This is a genomic window from Nocardia sp. bgisy134, assembly GCF_057708325.1.
The window spans coordinates 21,701-36,804 of record NZ_JBYIRW010000010.1; the positions used below are offsets into that span (position 1 = coordinate 21,701).

At 69.1% G+C, this 15,104-nt stretch carries 16 protein-coding genes; 6 read left to right on the forward strand and 10 right to left on the reverse strand.

Going from position 1 to position 15,104, the window contains the following annotated elements; all coding sequences use genetic code 11:
- Positions 1-31: 31 nt before the first annotated feature.
- Complete coding sequence (locus tag AC3ERS_RS18605; RefSeq protein WP_431969532.1) at positions 32-610, reverse strand: Rv2732c family membrane protein; 579 nt, start codon at positions 608-610, stop codon at positions 32-34.
- A gap of 292 nt (positions 611-902) precedes the next feature.
- Positions 903-2,435, reverse strand: a complete 1,533-nt coding sequence (miaB, locus tag AC3ERS_RS18610; RefSeq protein WP_431969149.1) for a tRNA (N6-isopentenyl adenosine(37)-C2)-methylthiotransferase MiaB — start codon at positions 2,433-2,435, stop codon at positions 903-905.
- A gap of 263 nt (positions 2,436-2,698) precedes the next feature.
- Here miaB and AC3ERS_RS18615 point away from each other — a divergent pair, with 263 nt between their 5' ends.
- The 4 genes from AC3ERS_RS18615 (at position 2,699) to AC3ERS_RS18630 (ending at position 6,056) form a co-directional block, all read left to right on the forward strand.
- Positions 2,699-3,427, forward strand: coding sequence for an amino acid ABC transporter ATP-binding protein (locus tag AC3ERS_RS18615; protein ID WP_431969533.1), 729 nt, complete (start codon positions 2,699-2,701; stop codon positions 3,425-3,427).
- 53 nt (positions 3,428-3,480) lie between these two features.
- Complete coding sequence (locus AC3ERS_RS18620; protein WP_431969151.1) at positions 3,481-4,314, forward strand: glutamate ABC transporter substrate-binding protein; 834 nt, start codon at positions 3,481-3,483, stop codon at positions 4,312-4,314.
- A 97-nt stretch (positions 4,315-4,411) separates the two neighbouring features.
- Positions 4,412-5,083: an amino acid ABC transporter permease gene (locus AC3ERS_RS18625; RefSeq protein WP_431969153.1), complete on the forward strand. Its 672-nt coding sequence runs from the start codon at positions 4,412-4,414 to the stop codon at positions 5,081-5,083.
- Between the two features lie 73 nt (positions 5,084-5,156).
- Positions 5,157-6,056 (forward strand): amino acid ABC transporter permease, encoded by a 900-nt coding sequence (locus tag AC3ERS_RS18630; RefSeq protein ID WP_431969155.1) that lies wholly within the window; start codon positions 5,157-5,159, stop codon positions 6,054-6,056.
- A 127-nt stretch (positions 6,057-6,183) separates the two neighbouring features.
- On the opposite strand, the gene AC3ERS_RS18635 is transcribed toward AC3ERS_RS18630, so the two are convergent.
- The 4 genes from AC3ERS_RS18635 to AC3ERS_RS18650 form a co-directional block, all read right to left on the reverse strand.
- Positions 6,184-7,044 carry a 3-hydroxyacyl-CoA dehydrogenase gene (locus AC3ERS_RS18635; RefSeq protein ID WP_431969157.1) on the reverse strand — a complete coding sequence of 287 codons (861 nt, stop codon included), beginning with the start codon at positions 7,042-7,044 and terminating at the stop codon, positions 6,184-6,186.
- Between the two features lie 328 nt (positions 7,045-7,372).
- Positions 7,373-7,936: a recombination regulator RecX gene (gene recX / locus AC3ERS_RS18640; protein WP_431969534.1), complete on the reverse strand. Its 564-nt coding sequence runs from the start codon at positions 7,934-7,936 to the stop codon at positions 7,373-7,375.
- A 397-nt stretch (positions 7,937-8,333) separates the two neighbouring features.
- Complete coding sequence (recA, locus tag AC3ERS_RS18645) at positions 8,334-9,377, reverse strand: recombinase RecA (RefSeq protein WP_067841747.1); 1,044 nt, start codon at positions 9,375-9,377, stop codon at positions 8,334-8,336.
- 204 nt (positions 9,378-9,581) lie between these two features.
- The gene (locus tag AC3ERS_RS18650) at positions 9,582-10,034 is read right to left on the reverse strand and encodes a nuclear transport factor 2 family protein (RefSeq protein ID WP_431969159.1); all 453 of its coding nucleotides are present in this window, start codon (positions 10,032-10,034) and stop codon (positions 9,582-9,584) included.
- Between the two features lie 195 nt (positions 10,035-10,229).
- Between AC3ERS_RS18650 and AC3ERS_RS18655 the strand changes: the two genes are divergently transcribed.
- A complete protein-coding gene (locus AC3ERS_RS18655; RefSeq protein ID WP_431969161.1) occupies positions 10,230-10,745 on the forward strand; it encodes a CGNR zinc finger domain-containing protein in 516 nt (171 codons plus the stop codon).
- Positions 10,746-10,779: 34 nt separating this feature from the next.
- Here AC3ERS_RS18655 and AC3ERS_RS18660 read toward each other — a convergent pair whose 3' ends face one another.
- The 4 genes from AC3ERS_RS18660 to AC3ERS_RS18675 form a co-directional block, all read right to left on the reverse strand.
- Entirely contained in the window at positions 10,780-12,024 is a 1,245-nt protein-coding gene (locus AC3ERS_RS18660) for an aminoglycoside 3'-phosphotransferase (RefSeq protein WP_431969163.1), read from the reverse strand.
- Positions 12,021-12,215, reverse strand: coding sequence for a DUF3046 domain-containing protein (locus tag AC3ERS_RS18665; RefSeq protein WP_431969165.1), 195 nt, complete (start codon positions 12,213-12,215; stop codon positions 12,021-12,023). The genes AC3ERS_RS18660 and AC3ERS_RS18665 overlap by 4 nt, the downstream gene beginning before the upstream one ends.
- Positions 12,216-12,282: 67 nt before the next feature.
- Positions 12,283-13,446: a glycosyltransferase gene (locus AC3ERS_RS18670; protein WP_431969167.1), complete on the reverse strand. Its 1,164-nt coding sequence runs from the start codon at positions 13,444-13,446 to the stop codon at positions 12,283-12,285.
- 194 nt (positions 13,447-13,640) lie between these two features.
- Positions 13,641-14,348 carry a PIG-L deacetylase family protein gene (locus AC3ERS_RS18675; RefSeq protein ID WP_431969169.1) on the reverse strand — a complete coding sequence of 236 codons (708 nt, stop codon included), beginning with the start codon at positions 14,346-14,348 and terminating at the stop codon, positions 13,641-13,643.
- Between the two features lie 118 nt (positions 14,349-14,466).
- Here AC3ERS_RS18675 and AC3ERS_RS18680 point away from each other — a divergent pair, with 118 nt between their 5' ends.
- Positions 14,467-15,054: a peptidylprolyl isomerase gene (locus AC3ERS_RS18680; protein ID WP_431969171.1), complete on the forward strand. Its 588-nt coding sequence runs from the start codon at positions 14,467-14,469 to the stop codon at positions 15,052-15,054.
- Positions 15,055-15,104: the final 50 nt, after the last annotated feature.

Sequence of the window (15,104 nt, forward strand, 5' to 3'; positions counted from 1 at the left end):
CGCCCGTGTGACAGGCGAGGCCCGGCAGTGCTCAGGAGTCGCCGAGCAGCCTGCGGCGGTCGCGTTCCTCGGCGGCCGCCGCGGCATTGCGGCGCTGTTCCTCGGCGGCCAGGTGCACGGACGTGCGGCTCCACACCACGCGGATCCAGTGGAAGGTCAGCACCATGATGGCCAGCGTGCCGACGATCAGGCCGATGCCGGGGCCCGCGCCGACGTAGTTGCCGAGGCCCGGGGTCTGGCGGTGCCAGATCGAGAAGACGCCGAACACGCTGCCGATGGCCGAACCCGCGACCGCGATCCAGGCCAGCACCCAGCGCCGGGTCATCAACGCCAGCAACGAGAAGCCGATGCCGAACACCACGACGAACCAGACGAAAATGCGCGAGGGCAGCCCGATGTGCTCGATCCCGGTGACGTCGGTGTCGAGCAGCACGTCGAAGCCGCGCGCGCTGCCCGCGTGCGACAGCACCAGCGAGAACAGCAGCACGAACACCGCGCCCGCCACCACCATGGCGCGCACGCCGGGATCGATCTCCCCGGCCAGGCGTCGCTCGACAGCGTCGAGCTCGGCACGGAACTGCTCGAAATCCTTGCTCTCGACCGAGCTCACGGCGCTGTCGTCTCCTTCTGCATGGTCGGCGTGTGGCTTGTCCGCGTCCACTGTGCCAGCACCGTCGGCCGCCGCGTCATCCGACCCACTACGCGCGGTAGTACCGGGCTCGGCTTCGGGCGTCGCGCCGCTCCCAGCGGCGTCGGCCGCGCCCCGCACGGAATCGTCGGGGCCCTGGCGTGGGGTCTCGTCGTCTCCCGCGGCGGGGCGCGCGCTCATGCCTGCGCCTCGCCGGCGCTCGGCTCCGGCATGCGCAGAGCGCGCTGGCACATGATTCGCTCGCTACGCTCGCTCATGCGTCGCAGCCCGTCGCGCAGCCGGAGGCGACCGGCTCCTTGGCAGGCGCGCCGATCTGCGGCAACCCGAGGCCGACGCCGATGGGCGCGGTCTTCGGCGTGACGCCGCGCTCGTGCGCGTCGCCCGCCCGGGTCCTGCGGTGGGTCTTGATCGGGGCGTCCGCGATCAGGTGGTGCGGCGCGGCCTCGGTGATGTCGACGGTGATCACGTCGCCGGGGCGCACCGGCTCGGCGGTGCCGCCGGGCCGGAAGTGCACCAGCCTGCCGTCGCGGGCCCGCCCGCTCATCCGCGCGGTCGCGGCGTTCTTCTTGCCCGCGCCGTCCGCGACGAGCAGCTCCACCTCGGTGCCGATCAGCGCGCGGTTGGCCTCCAGCGAGACCTCCTCCTGCAGCGCGATCAGCCGGTCGTAGCGTTCCTGGACCACCTGCTTGGGCAGCTGGTCGGGCATGTCGGCGGCGGGCGTGCCGGGCCGCTTCGAGTACTGGAAGGTGAACGCGCTGGTGAAGCGGGCCTGGCGCACCACGTCCAGCGTCTCCTGGAAGTCCTCCTCGGTCTCGCCGGGGAAGCCGACGATGATGTCGGTGGTGATGGCCGCGTGCGGCATGGCCGCGCGGACCTTCTCGATGATGCCCAGGTAGCGCGCCTTGCGGTAGGAGCGTCGCATGGCCTTGAGCACCCGGTCCGACCCGGACTGCAACGGCATGTGCAGCTGCGGGCAGATGTTCGGCGTCTCGGCCATCGCCTCGATGACGTCGTCGGTGAACTCGGCCGGGTGCGGCGAGGTGAACCGGACGCGCTCGAGACCGGCGATGCCGCCGCAGGCGCGCAGCAGCCTCGCGAACGCGCTGCGGTCGCGCGGCTCGTCCGGGTCGACGAAGTTGACGCCGTAGGAGTTCACGTTCTGACCCAGCAGCGTCACCTCGAGCACGCCCTGATCGACCAGCGCCTGCACCTCGGCGAGCACGTCGCCGGGACGGCGGTCCACCTCCTTGCCGCGCAGCGACGGCACGATGCAGAACGTGCAGGTGTTGTTGCAGCCCACCGAGATCGACACCCAGCCCGCGTACGCGGACTCACGCTTGGCGGGCAGCGTCGACGGGAAAGCCTCCAGCGATTCCAGGATCTCGACCTGGGCCTCTTCGTTGTGCCGCGCCCGTTCCAGCAGCACCGGCAGCGAGCCGATGTTGTGCGTGCCGAACACCACGTCCACCCACGGCGCCTTGCGCACGACGGTGTCACGGTCCTTCTGCGCCAGGCAGCCGCCGACCGCGATCTGCATGCCCGGCCTGTCCGCCTTGATCGGGGCGAGGTGGCCGAGGGTGCCATAGAGCTTGTTGTCGGCGTTCTCGCGCACCGCGCACGTGTTGAAGACCACGAGGTCCGCCGTCGCCCCCGGCGCGGCCTTCACATAGCCCGCGTCCTCCAACAGGCCGGACAAGCGTTCGGAATCGTGCACGTTCATCTGGCACCCGAAGGTGCGGACCTCGTAACTGCGCACTCCCGCCACAACCTGTCCGATCGAATCCACCCATCCAGGGTACGGGGGCCCGTCGAGCGGGTTTCGAGCGCATCGCCGCAGGCTCCGGGCCTCGTCGCGGTCCGGTGCCGGAGACGGCCGAGACATTACAGAGCTGTGACGTTTCGGCGTGGCGGACCGGTGTGTCGCCGAAACCGGGGCAAATTCGGTTTTTCCCCTTAAGGTCAAGGACCATGACCGACGCCGCCGCCGCGCCCGACACGACCGGGGACGCCACGAGCTTGGACAAGGGCCCCGCCACCAGCGCGCCGCCGATGATCTCGATGCGCAAAGTGGACAAGCACTTCGGTGATCTGCACGTCTTGCGCGATATCAATCTCGAGGTCCCCAAGGGACAGGTCGTCATCGTTCTCGGCCCCTCGGGTTCCGGGAAATCGACCCTGTGCCGCACCATCAACCGGCTCGAGCCGATCGACTCCGGCGACATCGCCGTCGACGGCGTGCCGCTGCCCGCGGAGGGCAAGGCGCTGGCCGCGCTGCGCGCCGACGTCGGCATGGTGTTCCAGTCGTTCAACCTGTTCGCGCACAAGACCATCGTCGAGAACGTGATGCTCGCGCCGATCAAGGTGCGCAAGGTCAAGAAGGACGCGGCGCGAACCCGCGCCATGGAACTGCTCGAGCGGGTCGGCATCGCCAACCAGGCCGAGAAGTACCCGGCTCAGCTGTCCGGCGGCCAGCAGCAGCGCGTGGCCATCGCCCGCGCGCTGGCGATGAACCCGAAGGTGATGCTGTTCGACGAGCCGACCTCGGCGCTGGACCCCGAGATGGTCAACGAGGTGCTCGAGGTGATGGTCTCGCTGGCCAAGGACGGCATGACGATGCTGGTGGTCACCCACGAGATGGGCTTCGCGCGCCGCGCGGGCAACCGGGTGCTGTTCATGGCCGACGGTCAGGTGGTCGAGGACACCGAGCCCGAAACCTTCTTCACCGCACCGAAATCCGAGCGCGCCAAGGACTTCCTGGGCAAGATTCTCAGTCACTGACCCACCCGGCACAGACGACGGCATCGACAGTCACACAAGGAGTTAGGAACTCGATGAGGATCAATCGTGCACTTCGACTCGGGGTCGGGGCGATCGCCCTGGCTTTGGCCGCCACCGCCTGCGGCGGCGGTGACGAGGGCAGCGCCCTCGACCACGCCAAGGAAGGCAAACTGACCATCGGTATCAAGTTCGACCAGCCGGGTCTGGGTCTGCGCACCAAGGACGGCTCCTACACCGGCTTCGACGTCGAGGTCGCCAAGTACGTGGCAGGAAAGCTCGGCGTGCAGCCGGATTCCATCACCTTCAAGGAATCGCCGACGCCGCAGCGCGAGACGCTGATCGAGAACGGTCAGGTCGATTTCATCGTCGCCACCTACTCGATCAACGACAAGCGCAAGGAGAAGGTCGATTTCGCGGGCCCGTACTACGTGGCGGGCCAGTCACTGCTGGTGAAGGCCGACAACACCGACATCACCGGCGTCGAATCCCTCACCGGCAACAAGAAACTCTGCTCGGTGAAGGGCTCCACGCCCGCGCAGAACGTCAAGGAGAAGTACGCCAAGGACGTTCAGCTGCAGGAGTTCGACACCTACTCGCTGTGCGTCGAGGCGCTGCGCAACGGCTCGGTCGACGCGGTGACCACCGACGACATCATCCTGGCCGGTTTCGCCGCGCAGTCGCCCGGCCAGCTGAAGGTGGTCGGCAAGCCCTTCACCACCGAGAACTACGGCATCGGCCTGAAGAAGGGTGATCAGGAGACCCGGGACAAGATCAATGACGCGATCGAGGCGATGATCGCCGACGGCTCGTGGGCCAAGGCGATCGAGCAGACCGTCGGCGGCGCCGGCTTCACCCCCTCGCCCGCTCCGCAGGTGAACCGCTACTGAGATTCGTGACGCGGGTGGTCCGGGGTGATCCTCCGGGCCACCCGCTCGGCTCACCCCCGATGAACCACGCCACACCGATGGGAGGGACGCGCCCGCCGTGTTCGATCTGATCTCGGAATACGACACCAAGATCCTGGAAGCCTTCTGGGTCACGATCAAATTGACCGCGTTCTCCGCGGTCGGGGCGCTGATACTCGGCACGATCGTCGCCGCGATGCGCGTGTCCCCCATACCGGTCGCCCGCTGGCTGGGCACCGCCTATGTCACGATCTTTCGCAACACCCCGCTCACGCTGATCATTATCTTCTGCTCGCTGGGCCTGTACTCGACGCTGGGCTGGAAGATCGCGGGCGATTCGATCACCGACAACAACTACCGCTGGGCCATCATCGGCCTGAGCGTGTACACCGCCTCGTTCGTCTGCGAGTCGCTGCGCGCGGGCATCAACACGGTGCCGCTCGGCCAGTCCGAGGCGGGCCGCTCGCTCGGCTTCGGCTTCACCCAGAACCTGCGGCTCCTAGTGCTTCCGCAGGCCTTCCGGTCCGTGATCGCGCCGCTGGGCAGCGTGCTCATCGCGTTGACCAAGAACTCCACCATCGCCGCGGCGATCGGTGTCGCCGAGGCCGCCAACCTGATGGCGGAGATGATCGAGACCGAGGCCGCGCTGCTCGCCATCGGCGCGATCTTCGCGCTCGGGTTCGTCATCATCACCCTGCCAACGGGCCTGCTGTTCGGCTGGCTCGCCAAGCGATACGAGGTCGCCCGATGAGCGAACGGAGTGAGCGAATCATGTGCCAGCGTGCCGTGCACATGCCGGAGCCGAGCGTCAGCGAGGTGCAGGCATGAGTGCCAGCGCTTCCGTCCTCTTCGACGCGCCGGGACCGAAGGCACGGCTGCGTAACATCATCTATTCGTTGGTGGTGCTCGTCCTCGTCCTGGTGGCCGGGTTCCTGCTCTTCCTCGCGTTCTACCGACAGGGTCAGTTCGCTGCGGAAAAGTGGGAGCCGTTCCTGGACAGCGACGTCTGGTCGACCTACCTGTTGCCCGGTCTGCGTGGCACCGTCGTCGCGGCGGTCATCTCGATCGTCTTCGCGATGGCGATCGGCATGATCTTCGGCATCCTGCGACTGTCCGACCATCGTCCGGTGCGGCTGGTCGCCGGCGCGATCGTCGAATTCGCCAGGGCCATCCCGGTGTTGATCCTGATGATCTTCCTGTTCGCCCTCTACAGCGAATACGACCTGTTCAAGTCCGACGACCTCGCGCTGGCCGCGGTGGTGACGGCGCTGACGATCTACAACGGCTCGGTGATCGCGGAGATCGTGCGCGCGGGCATTCGTTCGCTGCCCAAGGGCCAGACCGAGGCCGCCGTCGCGCTCGGGATGCGCAAGAACCAGCTGATGCGACTGATCCTGCTGCCACAGGCCATCACCGCGATGCTGCCCGCGCTGGTCTCGCAAATGGTTGTCGCGCTGAAGGATACGGCGCTGGGCTACCAGATCACCTACGTCGAGATCGTTCGCTCGGGCCAGCAGCTCGGCGCGTCGGAGCAGAACACGCTGCCCTCGCTGATCGTCGTGGCGATCATCATGATCGCGCTGAACAGCACGCTGACGATGGTGGCGACCAGGCTGGAGCGGAGGTTGCGGGCGCGCAAGCGCACCAAGGGCGGGACCGTCCTCGCCGCGGATTCGATCATCACGGATGCCGCTCCCGGCGTCGACGTGGTGAAGAAGCCGTAGACCTGCACGCGTAAGGCGTTAGCGGACAAGCAAATTCGGGAGAGAAGCGGGAGCGCACCGGCCTCGGTGGGCCACCGTTTCTCTCCCGTTCGTTTTCCGGGATCGACGCTCGGCTCCCGAAGTGGCCCTATGCGGAGTACCGGTAGAAACCCTCGCCGGTCGCGATGCCGAGTTTGCCCTTGTCGATGTAGTTGTCCTTGAGCCAGGCCGCCAGGCGCTGGGCGTCCGCGTCGCCGTGCGCCAGGATGTTGTAGGGGGTCGTGAGGCCGATGACGTCGAGGATCTGGAACGGGCCCATCGGCGCGCCGGTGGCGATCCGCCACGTCTTGTCGACGGCCTCCGGGTCGGCGTAGCCGCCCGCGCCGAGCGCCATGGCCGAGTTCAGGAACGGCACGAGCAGCGAGTTGAGCACGTAACCCGCCTTCTCCTTGTGCACTTCGATCGGGACCATGCCGATCGCCTCGGCGAAATCGACGAGGGCGCGGAACACCGCGGGGTCGGTGTCGGTCGTGCCCATGATCTCGGCGGTGTTGAACTTCCACACCTGGTTCGCGAAGTGCAGCGCCAGGAACTTGTCCGGGCGGCCGGTGGAGTCCTTGATGTCGCTCGGCAGCAGGGTCGAGGAGTTCGTCGCGAAGATGGTCCGCTCGGGGGCGACCTCGCCGAGGTGGCCGTAGATCTCCTGCTTGAGGGTCAGCACCTCGGGCACCGCCTCGATCACCAGATCGGCGTCCTTCACCGCTTCGGCGAGCTCGGTGGTGAGCGCGATGCCCGACGCGGTCTGCTCCGCCTTGCCGCCCGCGGCGCCCGGCACCTCGGCCACATAGACCGCGGCGAGTTTGGCGAACCGCTCCCGCGCGGCCTCGAGCGCGGGTTCGTTGATGTCGTAGGCCGTGACGTCGAAGCCGCGGAACGCGGTCTGGTAAGCGATCTGCGAACCGAGCACCCCGGTCCCCAGGACTGTCACCTTACGAATATCGATGGCCATACTCGTTCTCCTCCCTCGTCACGGGGCACGGTCCGCCCCGGAATGCGCACGGCAGCGAGACGAAACCCCTGAGCGCCGGCCCCTTCGGCGTCGGAGCCACGGCGCGCGGTTCGCCGCGCGGTACGACCCCACTCTCCGTGGACTCCATACCCCCATCATGGCCCCGCGTGCGCCGGCGCGCCGACGAACGACCGACCGGTATCGGATAAATCGACCGGACCCGAGTAACGATTCGGCAAACCTCGGGGGACGGCCCTGGGCGGTACCGCGGCGGGGCCGTGATGGCCCCGCCAGCCTGCCACACCGGCGCTCACGCGCGGACGCCGGATCAGTCCGGCGGATCGCCCGCCTCGTCGAGCGGCTCCGCGCTCCAGTCGGCATGGGCGAGTTCGGCTTTCACCACGGTGAAGGCCGTGGATTGGCGGTAGCCACGGCGGGCGAGCATGCCGACGAGGCGGCGAATGGCCTTGTCGCGGTCCAGATCCCGAGGCAGGGTGCGAAGTTTGCGGCGCACCAATTCAGCGGCGCGGGACTCTTCGTCGTCGGAGCTGATCGCCTCCAGGGCGGGCGCGGCGTCGGAAGGCGCGACGCCCTTGCGGCGCAGCTCCTGGGCGAGTGCCTGTTTGCCCTTGCCGGAGAAGGCGTGCCGGGAGTGGACCCACTGTTCGGCGAAGGCCGCGTCGTCGACGAGACCGACCTCGGCGAGGCGGTCGAGCGCGCGCTCGGCGATCTCGGCGGTGAAACCCTTGGCGGCCAATCGTTGCGCCAGTTCGGCGCGGCTGCGGGCGCGGACGGCGAGCAGACGAAGACACGCCTCCTTCGCCTGCTCGACCGTCCCGCCTTCGGGGGTGCGTTCCGACGTCGACCGGCTCGCGCCCGCCTCCGCCTCCAGCGCATCCCCTGCGGATCCGGCCGCCACCGGATCCACCCGTCGGCCGGTGTTTCGACCGGTCTCGACCGTCCGGGAGTCGTTACGGCGGGAATCGTTCCGCCGTCCGCGCCGGGACGAGTGGGAGGACCCGGTCGAGCCCGCCCGCTGCGGATCGGGCGCGCTCGACCGGGTTCCCAGGATGTCCGCGTCGGCCGAACCACCATCGGCCGACCGGACCGGTCCCGGCTCCCGTACGCCGGGGCGAGGTCCGTGGCGTTCCACGGATCGCCCGTCGGCGGACAGGAGTTCGTGCAGCCGGCGCCGCATGTCGTGCACCGGATCGGGCCGATCGGCGGCTCGATCGGTACGGCGCCGAATCGACGCGCTCATGCCTTCGCCCGGCCGACCGGAGGTGGACTCAGAAATCGGCGGGCACCTCGCCCGCGGCATCCGCGGTGACGTCGGCGCCGATACCGAGCTTCTCCTTGATCTTCTTCTCGATCTCGTCGCGCACGTCGGTGTTCTCCAGCAGGAACTTGCGGGCGTTCTCCTTGCCCTGGCCCAGCTGGTCGCCCTCGTAGGTGTACCAGGAGCCCGACTTGCGGATGAAGCCGTGCTCGACACCCATGTCGATGAGCGAGCCCTCCTTGGAGATACCGTGCCCGTACAGGATGTCGAACTCGGCCTGCTTGAACGGCGGCGAGACCTTGTTCTTGACGACCTTCACCCGGGTGCGGTTGCCGACCGCGTCGCTGCCGTCCTTGAGGGTCTCGATGCGGCGCACATCCAGGCGCACCGAGGCGTAGAACTTCAGCGCCTTACCACCGGTGGTGGTCTCGGGGGAGCCGAACATGACGCCGATCTTCTCGCGCAGCTGGTTGATGAAGATGGCGGTGGTGCCGGAATTGTTCAGCGCGCTGGTCATCTTGCGCAGCGCCTGGCTCATCAGGCGAGCCTGCAGACCGACGTGGCTGTCGCCCATCTCGCCCTCGATCTCGGCGCGCGGCACCAGCGCGGCGACGGAGTCGATGACGATGATGTCGATGGCGCCGGAGCGCACCAGCATGTCGGCGATCTCCAGCGCCTGCTCACCGGTGTCGGGCTGGGAGACGAGCAGCGCGTCGGTGTCGACGCCGAGCTTGCGAGCGTAGTCCGGGTCGAGGGCGTGCTCGGCGTCGATGAACGCGGCGACGCCACCCGCCGCCTGCGCGTTGGCTACCGCGTGCAGCGCGACGGTGGTCTTACCCGAGGACTCCGGGCCGTAGATCTCGACGACGCGGCCCCGCGGCAGACCGCCGATGCCGAGGGCGACGTCCAGCGCGATGGATCCGGTCGGAATCACCGAGATGGGCTGACGCGCCTCCTCGCCGAGCCGCATCACCGCGCCCTTGCCGAAGCTCTTCTCCACCTGGGCGAGGGCGAGCTCGAGCGCCTTGTCGCGGTCGTACGCCTGTGGTGCCATGTCCTTGGTCCCCTTTTCGACGGGTGAGTCTCTCGATCTGTGGTTGGCGCCCACAGTAGAGGGCGGCACCGACAAGTTCTGACGACAAGACTAGACGAACAAGTGTTCGAGTCAAGCGACGCGCCCCGCGACACGCGCCGCTTCTTCCGCGACCGGCAATTTCCGCGCTATCCGCCGGCGAGCACCGGCCGCCCGCGATTCGCGCTAGCGCTGCGGCAGTACCGCGTCGTCCTCCTCCGGGCCGCGCGGACCGAAGATGCGGCGTTCCGATTCGGCGATGGGGACGTCGTTGATGCTGGCCTCGCGCCGCGACATTCGCCCGTCCGGCGCGAACTCCCACTGTTCGTTGCCGTAGCTGCGCCACCACCGGCCGGATTCGTCGTGCCATTCGTACTGGAACCGCACGGCGATGCGGTTGCCGTCGAACGCCCACAGGTCCTTGCGCAGCGCGTACCCGTTCTCCTTGGCCCACTTCCTGGTCAGGAAGTCGACGATGGCCGCACGCCCGGTGAAGAACTCGTCGCGGTTACGCCACACGGAATCCTCGGTGTAGGCGGCCGCGACGCGTTCGGGGTCACGGGTGTTCCAGGCGTGCTCGGCGGCACGCACTTTGGCCTCGGCGGAGGCGCGGTCGAACGGCGGAAGTGGAGGTCGCATGGGTTCATCCTTTCGAGCGGAGACAGTTCCGGCGGGCTTCGGCGGTTCCCCTGGAATCCACAACCACTGTCAACCGTTTCAGCAGTTAGAACGTAGTCGGCGCGATCCGATGACGTCAACCCAATGATCTTGAATTGATTGGTTAGAAAGGTGGTGATCCTCATGACACCCCGAGACGGCTCGATACCCTCAGGCATGCTCGATCCACGCCCTCACGTCGGCGAACCGCTGGCGCTCGACCTGCTGAACACGCGGTGGATCCAGAACGGACCGCAGGATCTGCTCACCGACGTGGCGGGCCTGCGCGTCTGGCTGACCGCCGCGAACCTGGCCGATCGAGCACCCGCCGACGAGCGGACACTGGCCGCGGTGCTGACCGCGCGCAGCGCGATCCACGACGCCATCCAGCACGGTGCGCACGGGGCGCTCAACGACGTGCTCGAGCACGGCAGGATCAAGCGCCGCCTCACCGACGACGGCCCGGACGACCTGCCCGACGTGACCGACCCGGCCTGGCTGCCCGGCTGGCTGGCGGCGGAGAACCTGCTGCAACTGATCGCCAAGGCGCCGGACCGGATTCGCCAGTGCGCGCACCCGCAGTGCGTGCTGTTCTTCTACGACACGTCCAAGAACGGCACCCGCCGCTGGCATTCCATGGCCACCTGCGGCAACCGCACCAAGGCGGCCAGGCACTACAGCAAGAAGACCTGAGCGGTCCGAGACCCGTGCGCCGAAGGACCCCGGCTCAGAAGAGTTCGTCGAGCAGCCGGTAGTAGTCCAGCCGCCGCTTGTCCGGCGCGTCGAGCCCGTAGGCGGCGAAGAAGGCGCGCACCTCGCCGTCGCCGAAATCCTCGCGCAGGTCGCGTTCGGCCAGGGCGAGGTCGCGGTAGCGATCCGCGACGCCGAGGCCGCCGACGTCCAGCAGGGTGCCGTTCTCCAGCACGTTCGGCGGCGTGAAATCGCCGTGCGCCACCACCAGGTCCTCGGTCTCCGGACGCTCGGCGACCAACCGATCCAGGACCTGTCCGGGATCGAGGTGGGCGTTGTCGTCGTCGAAATCGTCCGGATCGACCAGCCCTTCGAGCACGTGCCTGCGCGCCAGCGCCAGCGCGGTGTCGAGCCTGCCGTCGAACGGGCATTCCGCGATGGGCAGCGCGTGCAGCCGCCGCAGCAGCTCGCCCATCACCGTGCCGATCGACGGCGACGCCGCGGCGCGGTCGGAGCCTTCGCGCGCGGCCAGGCTCGGCGCGCCCGCGTCGCCGAGCACGAGGACGTCCTCGGCGAAGGCGGCCACCTCCGGCACCTGGATTCCCCTGGCGCGCAACCAGTTCAGGCGATCGTGCTCGGCGGTCGCGCGCGGGCCCCGCTTGACCCAGTAGGCGCCGTTCACCAGGGCGACGCCGCCGCTGAGACCCTCGTGCTCGTCCGAGAACTCCGGGTTCGCGCCGACCACCGCCAGCACGGCGGGCGGCAGCGGGATCGGCAGCTCCGCGAGGCCGTCCAGCGCGGTGCGGGTCGATTCGATCAGCTCGATGTCGCCCTCGGCGACCCGTAGTCGCAGCGCCTCGGTCAGCAGTTCGCGGGCCTCGTCGAGGCGGCCTTGTTCGGCCAGTGCCTTGCCCAAGTGCTGGGCGGCGAACGACAGTGCCTCGGCGTCGGTGCCGCGGGCGTCCTCGACGGCTCGCCGGTAGAGGATTTCGGCGGTCGGCGCGTCACCGCGATACCGGTACACGTCGGCCAGGTTGATCCAGACCGAGAGTTGCTGACGCGGGGCGCGGGCCAGCTCGAGTGCCCGATCCAGGTGGTCGAGCGCCTCGTCGTGGCGGCCGAGCAGCATCAGTTCGAGACCGGTCTGCCGGAAGCTCGCGAAATCGTCCGGATGCGCCTGCGCCACGCGGGCGGCGAGTCCTTCCGGGTCGACGGGGACCATGCGCAGTCGCTCGTCGAATCGGTACGGCCGCCGCTCGGCCACCGGGTCGGGGGCGGTCACCACCGCACCTTCGGTATGTCGAAGTCGGCGCACAGCGCGCGCCACACATCCCGTGGATCGATCCCGGCCTCGATGGCGGCGGCGCCGGTCCGGCCGCCCAGGGAGGGGATCACGTGGTCGGTCAGCAGCGCGTCACCGCGCGCCACGCCGAATTCGGTATGCAACAGCTCCTGGAACTCAGTCAACCGCACCGTATTCAAGATACTCCGGTCCCCGCCGGCGCGGATCCAGTGGGCGCAGCGGAGGCGGAGAGGCGCCTCAAGGGGCGAGCACGCCCTCGCGCACCCGATGACACAGCTCCACCGGGTCGGTGACCTCCGCGATGCTCATGGCCGCTTCCTCGGCGGCGGCCGTGTAGCGCGGGTGATCGAGCACGGCGAGCACCGCGGCGCGCACGGATTCGACGGTCAGCGGACGCACCACGATCGAACTGCCTTGGCGTGCCGCGCGATTGGCCAGTTCCCACTGGTCGCCACCGCCCGGCACGGTGACGACGGGGACACCGGCGAGCAGCGACTTGGCGAGCAAGCCGTGGCCGCCGCCGCCGACCACGACGGCCGCGTGGCCGAGCAGCTCGTCCTGGCGGCCGAGTCCCGCGGTGGCCCAGGACGGCAGCCCGGCCGGCGGGGTGTCGATCATGGAGACGGCGATCCGGACACCGGCGCCGTCGAGCGCCTCGAGCACGGTCTCGACCATGCCCGTCACGCCCGTGTGCGCGGTGGACGGCGCGACCATGACCAGCGGACCGTCGCCCGGCGGCGGCGCGAGGATGTCGTCCGTGGGCTCCCACAGCAACGGGCCGACGACGTGGGCGTTGTCCGGCCAGTCGGGGCGCGGCACCTCCAGTGCGGGCAGGGTGGCCAGCAGGCGGGCGGCGGGGCCGGGATCGGCGGCGGGCAGTCCCACGCTCGCGCGGGCCTTCTCCCGCTGGCGCAGGCCGTTGCGGATCGCCCGCGACGTCATCGCGCGCAGCATCCGGTCGCGCAGCTCGCCGCGCAGGCCCTCCCCCACCGCGAGCCCACTGCCGATCGGCGGCAAACCTTTCGACGGCAGATACAGCGGATGCGGCGAGAGCTCGACCCACGGCACGCCGAGCCGTTCGGCGGCCATGCCGCCGCCCGCGGTGAGCACGTCGGAGACCACCAGCTCCGGCAGCATCGCGCTCAGGTCGGGCAGGATCTCGGTCGAGATGTGTGCGGCGCGCTCGTGGATGCGCCGGCCCGCGTCTCCGTCGTCGTCGACGGCGCGCGGCGCGAGACCCTTGAGCCTGCGCACCGGGATGCCCGCGTTCTTCGCGGAGTCGAACCAGCGGGGCCCGGTGAACAGCACCGGCTCGTCGCCCGCGGCCAGGAACCGGTCGCACAGCGCCAACGCCGGAAAGGCATGTCCCGGATCGGGACCGGCAACGACGGCAACACGCATCAGCCCAGCCTGCCACACTGGCCTTCCGAACCGACGGCGCCCGCCCCGAGTTGGCGAGCAGGGCGAGGGTTCACCGCGCCGCCATCGGCGCGCCATCCGCCCGACCGATGCCGAAGTCATTCTGGTCCAGACCATTTCGACGGTTCGTGCCGGGACCGGACGTACGCGACCACGGATGCGGTAGCCGGATTCGCTCAGCCGAAGTAGTACAGCTCGAATCCCACCGCGCGCTCGGCGGGGAACCCTTCCTTGGGACCGGTGGCCATGTCGACGATGGCTTTCACCTGGTGGGCGAGCGGCTCGGGGCTGAGCACCTCCAGGTAGCGGCGGTGTTCGGACAGGGAGGCGGCCGCCTGCTCGACGGTGGCGGTGACATCGACGGCGTGCGTCGCGACCGGCCCGACGACCGCGGCCCAGCGCGGCGACCACGGCGGCAGATCGGCCAGTTCCGGGAAGATCCATTCGTTGCCCGCGTCGGAGACGGCATCCAGCCCCGCCCGGCCGACGGCGCGGTGATCGGCGCTGTTGGCGTAGCCGGGCGCCCAGGTGTCGCCGAAGTTGAACAGCACCAGCATCTCCGGGCGGTGCCTGCGGATCGCGGCGGCGAGATCGCGGCGCAGCTCGAGGCTCTCCTGCACCCGGCCGTCCGGATAACCGAGGAATTCCACCTGGTCGACGCCGACCACCTTCGCCGAGGCGATCTCCTCGGCCTGGCGCAGCGGTCCGGCTTCGGCAGGCGGCATTCCGGCGATACCCGCTTCGCCGCTGGTGACGAGCACGTAGCGAATGTCCTTGCCCTGTCCCGTCCACCGCGCGACGGCCGCCGCGGCGCCGTATTCGATGTCGTCGGGGTGCGCCACGATCACCAAGCCGCGCTGCCAGTCCTCGGGAACCTGCTCCATGGCACCCATTGAAACACCCGAGATCCGCACGGGCGCAAACGCGCAGCCGAGCCCGAAAACGGCCGGGAACCGGGTCCGGGTAGCCAGCCCGATCGGTGCTGCGGTAGACAGTGTGGCCATGACGAAGCTCACACGCGCCGCCGCCGTCCTCGGTCTTGCGCTCATCGCACTCTTCAGCCCCGGCCCGCTGACCGCGGCCCCCGCCAAAGCCGACCCGCTACCCAGGGTGTTCTTCGACGTGTCCGTGGAGGGCATCCCCACCGGCCGCATCGTCATCGAGCTGCGCTCCGACGTGGTGCCCGAGACCGCCGAGAACTTCCGGGCACTGGCCACCGGCGAGCAGGGCTTCGGCTACAAGGGGTCGACGTTCCACCGCGTGATCCCCGGGTTCATGGCACAGGGCGGCGATTTCACCAACGGCGACGGCACCGGCGGCAAGAGCATCTACGGCCCGACGTTCGCCGACGAGAACTTCCAGCTGACCCACGCCACTCCCGGCACGGTCAGCATGGCCAACCGCGGGCCGGGCACCAACGGCTCGCAGTTCTTCATCACCATGAAGGACACCCCGTGGCTGGACGGTAAGCACGTGGTGTTCGGCTCCGTGGTCGAGGGCCTGGACGTGGTGCACGCGATCGAGCAGGTCGGCTCGCCCTCCGGCACTCCCGGCCGCAAGGTCGTGATCGACAACAGCGGGCAGCTCTGACCCCAGAACCGGCAACGGGCCGTGCGCCATCCTCCCGGATGACGCACGGC